The following is a 13,666-nucleotide window of genomic DNA, read 5'->3' as shown; positions in this document are numbered from 1 at the left end:
GAAATTTTAATTAAATGAAGTATTTTTCCTAAAATAAATTAAAAAAAGAAATAATTTTTCTTTTTTTGAGTTCTAAAATCAGATTTAAAAAGAATGGATAAGCTTGTTAAACCCTATCCACCCAAAATCTAACGGACCGGAGAGATCTTATCCCCGCGAAAATGCCACTTTTTGCAGTGTAACGGACTCAGGCGACCTTATCGTCCTTCTACGAGTCGTTTTGGAGCTGACGCGCAAAGGATAAGGCCTGTGGAGTCCGTTAATCGCCCAAGTGACGACTTTCTTCCCGGATAAGAGCACCTCAGTCCGTTACGCCAAGCCAAATGCCCCTGAAGAACAACACCCGCTTTGAAAAGTTGGGCAGAATTGCTAAAAAGTAAAAAATCCCTTCTGGGAATTTTCTTCTGAGATAAAAAAAGCGAAACAGTTAAATCGTCTGTTTCGCTTTTTTTGAAAGATAATAATTATCTGTATTTCATGACTTTGGGAGAGCTTACCGTTTTTATACTTTGTATAGAATATAATTATTCAGCTCCAGCCTCAGCCAGCCATTGCTTGAGCGTATCGAGATCTCCGATCTCTCCGGCCACGATTTTGCTTATCCCGCCCGCCTTATTGATGATATAAGTTGTCGGCAGTGCATTGACGCTATACGAGGCAGATATCCTTCCGGTAACATCGATAATTACGGGAAAAGAGAATTGCTGCTCCGCCATATACTCCGATACCGTCCCCTTAGATTCTCCAGCGTTCACGAACAAGGTCTCGACTGGAAGCTCTGCGGATTGGCTTAGTTCATTTAAGAGCGGCATTTCCCGCATACAAGGCTTACACCAGGTAGCCCAGAAGTTAAGCAGCACGACCCGGCCCTTGTATTCACTGAGACTCACATTCTCCCCCTGCAAGGTTACCGTTTCGAACGCCGGAGCTGAAGCACCTGCAGTCATTCTCCCGGCCGGAGGCTGGCTGGACTGCTGAAGGTACACCCAGATTCCGGCAGCAAAGGCAGCGGCAATAATCACCAGAGTAACGATCCGGCGCAGCTTCATCCCAGCCCCAGACTGTGGTGAAAGGCGGCGTACAGCGAACCGAATTCTGCCCGGATCTCTGCGGTCGTACCTGCCCCCACATGTTTGCCCTGATTCAAGAAGACAATCTGATCGGCCACCCGGTCCGCAATCTCCAGCTGATGGGTGGAAAAGAGGACGGTATGCCCCTCTTCCCGGATGTCCTGCAGCAGCTTCACGAATTCGTTCATCCAGAACGGGTCCAGCCCGTTGGTCGGCTCATCCATAATCAGGAGCGGCGGCTTCGCCAGCAGCGCTTGCGCGAACAGCACACGCTGGCGCATCCCCTTGGAAAAGGTAGTCACCAGGCTGTTGCGCTTATCCGCAAGCCCGACTAGAGCCAGTACTTCCTCTACTCTCTGTTTGCGTCTGGGAATCCGGCGCAATGCCGCCCAGAAATTCAGCAGCTCTTCCGCAGACAATCCGTGGCTGAATTGATAATCATCCGGCATATAGCCGATTTGCATGGAAAAGCGCTTGCGCGATTGCTTCCACTTCAGCCCGTTTACCGTAATTTCGCCGGAAGTCGGCTGTAGAATGCCGGCTACCATCCGCAGCACCGTGCTTTTGCCGGCTCCATTCCCGCCGCACAGGGCAAGTATACTGCCGCCGGGAACCTGGAAGCTGATCTCTTCAACCAGTGTTTGCCGCCCTATGACCTTGGAGATTTGCTTCACCTGCAACAACGGGTTATCCACGGGAACGCCCCCTCTCCCAGATCCAATATACCGCTAAGATGGACAGCAGCACCCAGGCCGCGCAGACCCCGAGGAACAGCAGACTGCCGCCCGGGCGGCTAATCCATTCCACCCACTGATAATATTCCGGTCCCAGGACGGACCCTCCGCCCAGCTTCACCACCACGAACAGGCGCACCAGCTCAGCCGGATTAAGAATCGTCAGCACTATCAGAGCAGGCTTGATCCAGAGATACGGGAGCAGCCCGAGGCCTGCGATCAGGAACGTCGGCCAGCCGATTACGGCGAAGAACCAGACCGCTACCGAGATCGTCAAGGCCTGCCAGCGGTTGCGGGATAACGAGCCGATGAAGAGGGCAAGCGTCAGGAACAGCAAGACCAGACCTGCCGAGAAGGCCAGGAACAGGAAGTAAGTATCCGCCGCAAAAGCCATCCCGAGCAGGCCGCTGACCAGCCCCATCAGCCCGTAACCAAACGCTACAATCGTCAGCAGGACAGCGGCTAGACCGGTGTATTTTCCCAGAACAAAGGATAAGGTTCCAATGGGATAGGTGGATAAGAGCTGCCAGCTTCCATCTTCCCGTTCCGAGGTCAGTGAGAAGGAGCCCAGAAATAACGTCATCAGCGGCAAAAGATACAGAATCAGGCTCAGCATGGAGCCCGTAACCGCAGTATAGCCTTCGACTACGTTATTCGCATGGATCAGCAGCAGCCCGAGACTGAAGGTGCAGAATAGGACCAGGAAAGAATAGGCCCACGGGTTGCGGAAGCCCATCTTAAGCTCTCTGCGGGCAATATGCAGGATGTCAGCCATACTCACATATCCGTCTCTTCGGAATGCGTGCCTTCCTCTGAGCTATGCTCCTCCATATGACCTTCCCCGCTCTGCATGCCCATGTTCATCATATCCTTGTTCTGCTTCCATTCATGGGAGGCCAGCTCTCCGGCGGTCAGCACAGCGCCTACCCCCTGCTCCTTCACGAACGCTTCTGCTGCCGCCTTGTCCTTGAAGCTGATCACTCCATAAGCCATGGGTGTACGTAGAGAAGCGTCATACACATAGCTCGCTTTGCTGAATTCAATCCAGCTCTTGTCGTTATAGTCGCGGACATAATCCATACCGATCTGCTCCGTGCCGTTACTCTTCTTCCACTCATTCATGCAGCCGATATCGTCGAACTTGTAATTCTTGCCGTCCTTGGTCGTTAGCTGAGTGGCGAAGGCATCATCCTTCACCTGCATATTGCAGACCACGCAGATATCGACGTCTTCATTGACCGCTACCGGCTCGTACTTCTTCTGCCCGCAGGCCGCTAGAATCACCAGACTCATTGCTACTATCAAGACCAGGCTCCATCGTTTCATAACCGCAATACCCCCAAGTATATTATTGTAATAACGGACAGGAACAGCAGCAGCCAGCCTGCTACCATGACCGTGCCTTGTCCGCCTGCCGCCTGATCCGGGCTAACTGTACCTGCCGCAAGCTGCATGAGCGGCGCTGAATCCGTGGACCACCCTGCCGATCCGCCGGTGTACATATCGCTCAGGAAGGTCATCCCCGGCGACTGGAAAAACAACTGATACGCTGCATTGCCCGCAACCAATTGCTGATAGAAGGGGTTGATCGCATATTTCAGGTCGCTGACCCCATCCCCCGTGAGATCCAGCCCGCCAAAGGCATCCCAGTAATTCCCGTTCATCTCATTGTCCCTGCTGCCTGTGGCCTGGGCCTCAATGACATTCGCAACAAACCCGTTACGCTCAAAGCGGTTGCCCTCTGCATTCTCGAACTGCACGCCGATATAGTTGCGGAGCACCAGGTTCTGCTGCAGCTTGTTATCCGAGGACTGCTGCATGTAAATCCCCACCCGGTTACCTTCCACCCGGTTGTTCATAATCTCTGAATTCTGCACATCGTAGAGCAGAATTCCCTGTGAATGCACATTCCGGCTCTGCTTGCGGAAGGAGTTCCCGGACACGACCACATCCGTTACACCCATCACCATCGCGCCGGTAATGTTGTATTCCCCGGTGTTGTTAGTGACCTTCGAGCCATTGATATACATGCAATGGACCCCGTACCGCAGATAGGCGAGCTTGTTCTGATCCACCACTGTATTGCGGCTGTTCTCCAGATAGATGCCATCCCGCAGATAAGCGATGTCGTTGCCACGGATCACAGCGCCGTGAGAGCTATAGAGATCGATCCCGTTGCCTCTCGTTCCCGGTGCTTCTCCTTTGGGGATGAACCAGCTTATCTTATTGTCCGTGATCACCCCGCCATCGGCTTCACGCAGCAGTATTCCGTACCCTGCCGAATGAATCACCAGTCCCTGCAAAGTGACTCTGTCCGCTTCAACACGAACAGCCGCTGCTTCCCCGTCGTTATTCTGCTGGATCTTCAGGTTCTCAAGCCTTACACCGTCTGCTGCGATTAGCACCGTAGCCTGTTCGTCCTTAGCTGTATGCAGCAGAATCGCCTTGCCATTACCGTTAATCGTCACCCGCTTATCCAGCCGGACCGGACCCGAATAGGTTCCCGGAGCCAGGGTGATGAGATCTCCCTCACGGGCTGAATCGATGATGGGCTGGAGCGGAAGAGCCGCTTCTGCACTGCTCCCTGCATTGACCTCACGGCAGCAGAACAGGCATATAATGAACAAGCCTGCCAACAGTACAGCCCTTACTTTGGTGTAACGGGATGGACGAAAGCCTTGTGAGATTAGCATTGTTCACTCCCTCGACGTAGTGACGTAGTAATGTTCCCAATTCCAGCCTTACAGCCGTGCAATGATAACGCTCCCATTGTAGGTAATAGAAGCTCCGCTGACCATAGCCCATTTTAGCTATCCCGGACAAAAAAATGTGTCTAAAATGTGATTAATTGTATTGTTATCCGTAACTGTATAGATGAACCGGGCGTCTTCTGCACGTCTCCTGTCTTGAAGCAAGAACACTTCATGATCATCCTTGCCCCAGAATGAATTCAGCATACGGAAGCTTTCGCCGTCAATCCCCTTCACCATGCGACGGCCGTTGGCATTGTACAGTCCTGGTGCTCCGCCTATCTCTCGCCAATTCTGAGCGTTTCCTCTCACGGAGCGTTTGTATGGATCGCATTGTTGCACTTTTTGCAGGATTTCTCTAAAAAATGTTACTGACTATGGTACATTGTTGCATCATTTGCAGGAATTCCGGTGATTAAATCAAGTTAGCGCTGGCTTTGTTGCATTTCATGCAGGATTTCAGTATCTGGCGCTTCTATTGGGCAGCATTGTTGCACATTTTGCAGCATTTCTCTAAAATGTTACGGGTATGGGGCCCCATCCCTCATCGCAGCATATAATAACAAAAAAAGACCACAACCGGCGGAAGCCGGGCTGTGGTCTGTAATTTTTGATCTTATCTTCTTGCTTATTGCCCAATCGCTTTGAACGACTCGGTCTGGCGGGTAATGCCCTGCTCCGCGGCGAAGCGCTCAATGCTCGATGCGCCGAAGAATCCGTGGATACCCTTCGTCCGCTGAATGACATAAGCCGCATCCTCCGGCTCGGCAATCGGGCCGCCGTGGCAGATAATCATAATCTCCGGATTGACCGCCCGTCCGGCTTCGATAATTGCTTCAATACGCTCCACACAATCGTCCAGCGTCAGCGCGGTAACTGCGCCGATGGTGCCCTTGGTGGTGAGGCCCATGTGGGCGACCAGAATATCTGCGCCTGCTTCTGCCATGGCCCGCGCTTGTTCAGGATCAAATACATACGGGGTGGTCAGCATATCCAGCTCATGGGCGATGCGGATCATTTCGACCTCCAGCCCGTAGCCCATTCCGGTCTCCTCCAGATTCTGCCGGAATACGCCGTCGATCAGACCCACTGTCGGGAAATTCTGCACACCGCTGAAGCCCTGCTCCTTCAGCTGCTTCAGGAATACCTCCATCACCCGGAACGGGTCAGTGCCGCATACCCCTGCCAGAACGGGCGTATCCTTGACGACAGGCAACACCTCCGAGCCCATCTCTACCACAATCTGATTGGCGTCGCCATACGACAGCAAGCCTGCCAGTGAACCGCGTCCTGCCATTCTGTAACGGCCGGAATTGTACACAATCAGCATATCCGCTCCGCCTGCTTCACTGCTCTTGGCGGTAATCCCCGTGCCTGCCCCGACACCAAGAAGAATCTTGCCCGCCTCTACCTCTTGCTTGAATCTATCCATAATCTCAGCTCTGGTCTGCTTATTCATTTAGTAGCTCCTCCTTATTGTGTGGTTCAGGCCTTCGCGGCCTGCATCAGCTCAATCAGCTTCCGGGCTGCCGCCTCGGCAAAGGCCGGATCATTAATTGCGCAGTCCATTTCGATCAGCTCAACTCTTGAGCGGTCCACCTGCCGGTGCAGGGTATCGAACAGCATCCGATCCTCTTCAGGGCCATAGAAGGGCTGCCCCTCCACATCAATGGCTGAAATGCCGCCAAGCGGCAGCATCAGCACCGTGCTCTCTGTCGCCATGTTGAGCTTCTCGGCCAGCTTCCTGCCGAGCTGTTCATTCTCCTCCACAGTCGTCCGCATCAGGGTGACTGTAGGATTATGATGATAGAATTTGCGATCCTTAAACTTCTCCGGCACGGTATCCGCCGGTCCGAAGTTGCACATATCCAGGGCGCCCACCGAAACGACCTGCGGAATACGGTTACGGCCTGCGGCTTCCAGGCGGTGCGGCCCTGCATTCAGGACGCCTCCGATCAGCTCATCCGCCCATTCGGTGGTGGTTAAATCCAGCACACCTTCAATGAAGCCCGCTTCGATCAGCGCCTCCATCGATTGTCCGCCGATTCCAGTAGCATGGAATACCAGCACCTCGTAGCCGCGCTCCTCCAGGTATTTGCGTGCTTCGGTCACACACGGCGTGGTCACTCCGAACATGGTGGCTGCTACCAGCGGCTTTTTCTCCGGCTCATAGTCTGCTTCGAACAGGAGCATGCCCGCGATGGCAAACATCGCATTGCTGAATATTCTCGTCGAGATCGAATTGAGGCCAGAGACATCCACGACAGACGGAATCATCATAATATCGCTGGTCCCGACATAGGGGGCGGTATTTCCGGAGGCAACCGTGGATACCAGCACCTTCGGTACGCCGATCGGCAAGGCTCTCATGGCAGGGGCAACCAGTGAAGTTCCGCCGGTGCCCCCGAAGGAAATGATGCCGTCAAATTTCCCCTCCTGGTATAACCGGGGAACGAGCCGCTCCAGTCCTTTGGACAACACCTCTGTAGCTAACGCCCGGTCTTTCTTAGCAACAAGCTCGTCCAGCTCCACCCCTGCGGCGGAAGCGACCTCCCGGTTAGACACCTCGGGAAGGAAGGCCGGCTCGAATACACCGGTATGGATCATCAGGGCTTTGAGGCCCAGCTCCTCTGCAAGCTGCTTGATGTACAGGTACTCCTCACCCTTCGTATCAAACGTTCCAGCTATGGCGATTGTCTTCATTCTCCTGCCTCCTCGTATACGAATCATAGATTCATCATACCGGGCATTTTTATGTATGAAAACGCTTTTATGTCCTATGTTTTTGTGTTTAGGTTAGATTTGTACTGCTTGGGCGAGCAGCCCATAAGCTTTTTGAACATTCTGCTGAACTGGGCATAGTCGGGGTAGCCGACCATTGCAGACACCTCGGATAATGGCAGGTGCGGGGCCTGGAGCAGTATGGCAGCCTTTTGCATACGGAAGCCGACCAGATAGTTCTGGAAGCTGCACCCGACTTCCTTTTTGAACAAGCTGCTCAAATAACTGCGCGACACATGCGCCACCTTGGCCAGATCTGCGAACACTACTTCCTCGCTGTAATTCTGGGCGACATATTCTTTGACGAATTCTACGTAATCGTAATGCCGGGTAATGCCGCTGAGCATTTTGACCATGAGATCATCCTCATCCAGCTTCCCCAGGCGTTTGAAATCGCGGGTAATAGCCGTAATCGACTGCTCGGAGGGAATCCGTTCAAAGGCAGAGCCGCCAATGTAGCCCATAATCTGCGTGTTGCTGCTGTACATGTACTGAACGTCAACTGGAGTCTTGACCGGCCCGCCGTAGATCATCTTAATGACTTCAGGCTTAACCTCCCCGCAGGCAGTGAGAATGCGCAGGGCTTTCGCCTTGGCAGCTTCCAGGGAGACCACTTTTCGCGCCCCCAGCAATCCGCCTACGGTCAGGCCAAGATGCACACAGATCACATCTGCCCCCGCTTCGGCCATCTGGACGCCTTGGGCTTCGTCGAAGACGAAAGCCACCGTGAACAGCTTCTGCTGATGAGCCAGACGTATAGCCTCAACCTCCCTCTCATAGCTGATGCCATCCTCCTCCAGTGCCTCTCTGAACACCCCGTCGATCAGACCGACCGTCGGATAATTATTCACTCCCGCGAAGCCTTTGGCCTTGATCTCATCTATGTATAGAGACATTTCTCTCGTTGGATCATTTGCATTCAGCCCGAACAGCACCGGAGTGTCCCTCACCAGCGGCACAATCTCCTTCGAGGCAAAATCCATCACCATCTCATTGCTGTTGCAGAAGGGCAGGAACCCCGCCAGCGAGCTTCTCCCCATCTGCCGGAACTTGCCCGAATTCAGCATGAGGATGAAGTCTGCTCCGCTGTCAGCGGCAACCTTGGCTGTAATTCCCGTGCCTGTCGAGACGCCGATAATATGGTTGCCTTCACGCAGCTGTGTCTGGAGCCGTTCCAGAATAGCAGTCCGGTTCAAGTCTCATCCCTTCTCTCTAACCTTGTTCACTTCTTGTCCATCTTACCACGGCCGCTAGCCTGATAGAATCAGCAGAGTATACACAAGCATGATTCCCCCTGCCGCAGCATCCATTCGCGAGAAGTGCAGCACTCTGAACGAGGTCCGGCCCCTCCCGTCCCCGTAAGCTCTGGCCTCTATGGTCATAGCGAGCTGCTCGGCCCGGCCGATCGTAGTCGCCAGCAGCGGAATGATTAAACGCAGGCAGGCTTGAATCCGCTGGCAGCCTCGGAGGCTCCCAATTTCGCAGCCCCGTGCCTTCTGCGCCATAAGAATGCGGTCCAGCTCCTGGCTGATGGTCGGAATGAAGCGGACCGCCAGCATGGCCATCAGTGCGAAGGCTTCCACAGGAATCCCCAGACGGGCGAGCGGCTTGCACATGACTTCCAGGCCTTTGGCCAGATCCAGCGGCTTTGTGGTCCGTGTCAGGACCAGGGCAAACGCGACCGGCAGCAGAATGCGCCAGAGGTTGAATATTTCCGTCATGATACCGCCCTGGCTCCGGTTGAACAGAAGATGATAGCATAGCGGCAGCAGCAGGAACAAGAGCACCGGCCGTAAGCCGCTGAGGTACAGACGAAGCGGGAGACGGGATAACCGTATGGAACTCCCTGCAAGTACAGCAGCTGCCAAATATCCGCAGGGTGATCTTAGCTGCATACAGCACAGGGTGAACACAACGACGCTCAACAGCTTGGTCCGCGGATCAAGCCGGTGAATAACGGAATTGGAATGGACATACTGCCCCCAAGCGGTCGTAGTGCTCATGCCAGCTTGTCTTTGCCGTGCCAGACTGCCCTGACACGTTCCATAATATCGGCTTCCCGGCAGCTTGCCGGCTCCAGCCTCTGCCCGGATAACTGCTCCATGAGTCTTAAGAGCTGCACCGGCTCCGGCAGAGGCAGGCCAGCCTGTTCCATCTGCTCCGGGCGCTTCAGGAATAATTCATTCACCTCGTAGTGACCTAAGCTGCGCCCTTCATGAAAAAGAATCACCTCATCCGAATATTCGGCTACGTCCTCCAGTTGATGGGAGATGAACAGCACCGTCCGCCCGTTCTCCTTCTGCCAGCTTCGGAGCCGGGAGAGCAGCGACCTTCTGCTGCCTGGATCAAGCCCCGCCGCCGGCTCATCCAGAATCAGCAGCTCCGGGTCCGCAATCAGCACCGAAGCAATCGCCACCCTACGCTTCAGCCCCCCGCTGAGCTGGAACGGATTTTGCGGAAGAAGCTCAGCGGGTATCCCCACCTTTTCCATAACCGCATGAATAGCTTGGTCCACGCTTGTTCTGGATACCCCCTGCACAGTGAGCGCAAACGCCAGCTCCTGCTCCACCGTCGCCGCAAAGAGCTGGTGCTCCGGATACTGAAAAACATAGCCGATCTGCGGAACCACCTTCAGCCGTCCCTGGCGGTCTTTTGGCATAGGCTGTCCATGCTGTGTGTATTCGCCTCTATAGAAGGGAATCAGCCCTTTAACCACCTTGGCAAAAGTAGACTTCCCGGCCCCGGTCCGGCCGATCAGCGAGATCCACTTCCCCTCCTGCAGATGGCAGCTTACCGAACGCAGGATATCCCGGCCGTCCAGCCTTACACTTATATCCCTTAACGCATAGCCCATAATTGCCTGATCGCCTCCTTCCAGTCCGCGCTTACGGGTACATCTAGTCCAAGAGCCTGATACAATCTGGCTGTAAAAGGTAGCTCCAGCGCCTGCCCGGCCATAGAGTCATTGCTGAACAAGCGGGAAGGCGGCCCGTCATAGGCCAGTTCCCCGTTGTTTAGCAGCAGAACGCGGTCAGCGGCCAGCACCTCATCCATATGATGCGTGATGTGGATGATCGTCAGGCCTTGCCGGTGCAGGCTGTGCAGAAGCTGAAGAAGCTCCTGTCTCCCCTGCGGGTCGAGCATGGAGGTTGCTTCATCCAGGATCAGAATCTCCGGCTGCATGGCGATAACAGCAGCCACGGCGGCCCGCTGCTTCTGTCCGCCGGATAGCTGATGCGGAGCGGCGTCTGCGTAGGCTTCCATCTGCACAGCCCGCAGGGCAGCCTCTGCACGCTGCCTCATCTCTGCTCCCGGCACCCGCAGATTCTCCAGTCCGAACACCACTTCATCCAGCACCGACGCCGTGATAAACTGATCGTCCGGGTTCTGGAAGACCAGTCCGGCCCGCTCGCGGATGCTCATGAGATCCTGGCGCTTCAACGTGCTCAGCGCTCCCAGTCGCACCTCTCCTGCCCTTGGCAGCAGCAATCCGTTCATTAGCTTGGCGGCTGTGGATTTGCCGCTGCCGTTCGCTCCGGTGACGGCTACGAATTCACCGGGATGAATCCCGAAGCTAAGCTGGCGGAGCACAGGCTCCCCCTGCCGGTAATCATAATTCACCTGGTCAAAAATCAGCATTGGCGCTGCTCCTTTCTGCTTTATCCTTCACTTTCATACCCGCTCATCTGCGGGGTATCCCTTCGACAAGTACAGCCAGCCCCATTCCGCCGCCGATGCCAAGGGTGGCAAGTCCTCTGCGGTATGGGCGGTACAGCATCTCCGCGTATAAGCGTGTCATCAGAATCGCGCCTGAGGCTCCATAAGGGTGGCCCAGTGCAAGCGCGCCTCCCCCAAGGTTGACCTTATCCGGCGGAAGCTGAAGCTCTTGTAGCGAAGCCAATACCTGCGAGGCAAAAGCTTCATTGAATTCAACAATATCCAACTCACTGATGTGAAGCCGCTGACGCTGCAACAGCCTCCGAACGGCCGGGACCGGTCCCATGCCCGGATAATGCGGGTCAACTCCAGAGGCTTGCGAGTCAATGAAGCGGAGAACCGGTGTCAGGTTCAGCCGGTCGCATATATCACGGGACATCATAAGCACAAGTGCCGCGCCATCATTAAGAGGGCAGGCATTGCCGGCCGTGACCGTTCCCCCTTTCACAAAAGCAGGCTTCAGCTTGCTCAGCTTCAAGAGGCTTGTATCCGGCCTTGGGCACTCATCATCCGTTACAATAAAGCCGTCGCGGGCTATAGGCACGAGTTCTCCTGTGAATCGGCCTGTGCGCTGGGCCTCCACAGCCTTCATATGGCTCTCCAGCGCATAGCGGTCCTGCGCCTCCCGGGAAATACCGTATTTCTCCGCCGTATATTCGGCAGCCACTCCCATATCAGGATCGCCAAGCGCTGCAGGTGTGAACGCCGCGCGGGTATACAGCTTCGGCGTACCGCTGACCGTCTCCGGCCGGAGCATCCGCCAGGGAGCCCGGCTGGTGCTCTCGACTCCGCCTGCGAGGAAGATTTCACCTGCCCCGCTCTGGATCAGGCGCGCAGCCATAATAATGGCTTCAAGCCCTGAGCCGCACTGCCTGTCGACGGTGACGCCGGGAACCGTCTCGGGGAGTCCGGCTTCAAGCACCGACTTGCGTGCGATGTTCCCGCCGGGTCCGACTACATTGCCAATGATCACATCGTCTATCCAATCGGGAGGCAGACGGGCCTCATGGATTAACTGCTGAATCAGCGGAGCCAGCAGCTGCTCCGGTTCCAGCGTACAGAGCTGTCCGCCAATTCTGCCGACTGGCGTCCGCTTGGCCAGGACCAGGGCCGCCTCCCTCATTTCATCCCTGTTTCCGCCCGGCTTTTCATGAGCTGGCGGGCGATTTTGCCGGAGCCGGTGTAGATGAATTCCTTCACAGAGATCAACCGCCCCGGCAGCTTATAGCTATCTAGAAAAGGGCGGCAGTAGCTGCGGATGTCCTCCAGCGCCAGGCGCTGCGGGCCGCTCCACGCAATGAGCGCTGTGACCTGCTCTCCCCACCGGTCATCCGGAAAGCCGCACACCATCACTTCCCGGACCGCCGGATGGCGGAGCAGTACGGCCTCGACTTCCTCGGGGAACACCTTCAGTCCTCCACTCTTGATCATACTGCCTGCGCGTCCGGCCAGGCGCAGTTGCCCCTCCTCATCCATAGCCGCATAATCTCCTGTCCGCAGCCATCCGTCCCGAAAGACCTGTGCCGTCTCTTCCGGCAGGCCGTAATATCCGGCGAACATCATACCGCTGCGTACGTACAGCTCACCAACGGTTCCCGGAGGCACCTCGCGGAACTGTCCGTCCCGGGTGGACAGCTCTACCCCGCTGAACGGCCGGCCCAGCGAGTCCGGCGGCTCCGCTCCGGTCAGCTCCTGGTAACTGATATAGCTCGCTTCAGATGAACCATAATACTCATAGAGCTTCGCTCCCTTGAATCTCTCGCGGCATCTCTGTGCGGAAGCCGCAGGCCATTTGCCGCCAGAGCTGATTATGGCCTGCATGGTTACCTTGGCGGCCGTCTTATCAGCGTGGTGCAACATGGCATCGGCCATGGCGGGTACCACGAACAGAATCACCTCCGGATGGCAGGAGCAGAACTCAAGTACCCGCGCAGCGTCGAATTCCGCGAGAAGATGGAAGGTGGCCAGACTGTATAGCGATTGCAACAGGGCGAACAGCGACAGGGAGTGAACGAATGGTCCGGGCGCAAGCACATGCTGCATTTGATGCAAGCCGAAGGCCTGTTCTGTCGCCCTGAAGCTGTTGAACCATGATTGGTGGGTACGCATATAGCCTTTGGGTACCCCGGTCGTTCCTGATGTATATCCGATGAACAACAGTTCAGGGTGTCTCTCTGCCGATGCCTCTGACCCGCAGCCGGACAGCCACTCCCTGTAGCTGCCGGTTGACTGGCCGTTGTCAAAGACTAACCGGGCCATTCCGCAGAAGCTGCTGCCCGCCAGCTTTGCTGCGTATTGCGCTTCGCTGATGATCATCCCGGGCTCGCATTGATGGATTACCTGCTCCAGCACCGCCTGCGGCCACATCGGGTCCAGCAGTACCGGTGCGCACCCGGCATAGATTGCGCCAAGCAGGAACTCGGCGAATTCTATCCGGTTGCCGCTTAAGATGGCAATCGGCTGCTCCGTATGCCCGCCATGACGTAAGCCGCCAGCCACCCGCCGGACACGCTCCGTAAGCTCTGCGTATGTAAGCTCCTCCAGTCCGTCCGATATCGCGATGCGGTGCGGGACCTGCTGTGCACGCTCCAGAATAAGCTCTGCCAGATTCATA

13 protein-coding genes are annotated in these 13,666 nt (G+C 55.7%); all 13 read right to left on the bottom strand.

The genetic code is table 11. The features are described from left to right. Positions 1-524: 524 nt before the first annotated feature. The gene (locus NSS83_RS02720; protein ID WP_341185865.1) at positions 525-1,049 is read right to left on the bottom strand and encodes a redoxin domain-containing protein; all 525 of its coding nucleotides are present in this window, start codon (positions 1,047-1,049) and stop codon (positions 525-527) included. Beyond that, the gene (locus tag NSS83_RS02715; protein WP_341185866.1) at positions 1,046-1,765 is read right to left on the bottom strand and encodes an ABC transporter ATP-binding protein; all 720 of its coding nucleotides are present in this window, start codon (positions 1,763-1,765) and stop codon (positions 1,046-1,048) included. Before NSS83_RS02715 ends, NSS83_RS02720 begins: the two co-directional genes overlap by 4 nt. Beyond that, entirely contained in the window at positions 1,758-2,579 is an 822-nt protein-coding gene (locus NSS83_RS02710; protein WP_341185867.1) for an ABC transporter permease, read from the bottom strand. Before NSS83_RS02710 ends, NSS83_RS02715 begins: the two co-directional genes overlap by 8 nt. Before the next feature lie 2 nt (positions 2,580-2,581). After that, the gene (locus NSS83_RS02705; protein ID WP_341347619.1) at positions 2,582-3,130 is read right to left on the bottom strand and encodes a nitrous oxide reductase accessory protein NosL; all 549 of its coding nucleotides are present in this window, start codon (positions 3,128-3,130) and stop codon (positions 2,582-2,584) included. Next, positions 3,127-4,497 (bottom strand): NosD domain-containing protein, encoded by a 1,371-nt coding sequence (locus NSS83_RS02700; RefSeq protein ID WP_341347618.1) that lies wholly within the window; start codon positions 4,495-4,497, stop codon positions 3,127-3,129. The genes NSS83_RS02705 and NSS83_RS02700 overlap by 4 nt, the downstream gene beginning before the upstream one ends. Before the next feature lie 685 nt (positions 4,498-5,182). Beyond that, positions 5,183-6,013: a phosphoenolpyruvate hydrolase family protein gene (locus tag NSS83_RS02695; RefSeq protein ID WP_341185870.1), complete on the bottom strand. Its 831-nt coding sequence runs from the start codon at positions 6,011-6,013 to the stop codon at positions 5,183-5,185. A 26-nt stretch (positions 6,014-6,039) separates the two neighbouring features. Next, on the bottom strand, positions 6,040-7,257 hold the full coding sequence (locus NSS83_RS02690; RefSeq protein WP_341347617.1) for a Tm-1-like ATP-binding domain-containing protein: 1,218 nt from the start codon (positions 7,255-7,257) through the stop codon (positions 6,040-6,042). Between the two features lie 74 nt (positions 7,258-7,331). After that, positions 7,332-8,531 carry a phosphoenolpyruvate hydrolase family protein gene (locus NSS83_RS02685; protein WP_341185872.1) on the bottom strand — a complete coding sequence of 400 codons (1,200 nt, stop codon included), beginning with the start codon at positions 8,529-8,531 and terminating at the stop codon, positions 7,332-7,334. Between the two features lie 54 nt (positions 8,532-8,585). Next, the gene (locus NSS83_RS02680) at positions 8,586-9,338 is read right to left on the bottom strand and encodes an energy-coupling factor transporter transmembrane protein EcfT (protein ID WP_341347616.1); all 753 of its coding nucleotides are present in this window, start codon (positions 9,336-9,338) and stop codon (positions 8,586-8,588) included. Then, a complete protein-coding gene (locus NSS83_RS02675) occupies positions 9,335-10,189 on the bottom strand; it encodes an ATP-binding cassette domain-containing protein (protein WP_341185874.1) in 855 nt (284 codons plus the stop codon). The genes NSS83_RS02680 and NSS83_RS02675 overlap by 4 nt, the downstream gene beginning before the upstream one ends. Next, entirely contained in the window at positions 10,174-10,974 is an 801-nt protein-coding gene (locus tag NSS83_RS02670) for an ATP-binding cassette domain-containing protein (protein WP_341185875.1), read from the bottom strand. Before NSS83_RS02670 ends, NSS83_RS02675 begins: the two co-directional genes overlap by 16 nt. Before the next feature lie 43 nt (positions 10,975-11,017). After that, positions 11,018-12,175, bottom strand: a complete 1,158-nt coding sequence (locus NSS83_RS02665; protein WP_341185876.1) for a thiolase family protein — start codon at positions 12,173-12,175, stop codon at positions 11,018-11,020. Continuing rightward, positions 12,172-13,665 (bottom strand): AMP-binding protein, encoded by a 1,494-nt coding sequence (locus NSS83_RS02660; protein WP_341347615.1) that lies wholly within the window; start codon positions 13,663-13,665, stop codon positions 12,172-12,174. The genes NSS83_RS02665 and NSS83_RS02660 overlap by 4 nt, the downstream gene beginning before the upstream one ends. Position 13,666 lies beyond the last annotated feature (1 nt).

The organism is Paenibacillus sp. FSL H3-0469 (assembly GCF_038051945.1).
GTDB lineage: Bacteria > Bacillota > Bacilli > Paenibacillales > Paenibacillaceae > Paenibacillus_AQ.
The sequence above is the reverse complement of the archived record's forward strand: the minus strand, read 5'-3'. Positions and strand labels throughout refer to the sequence as shown.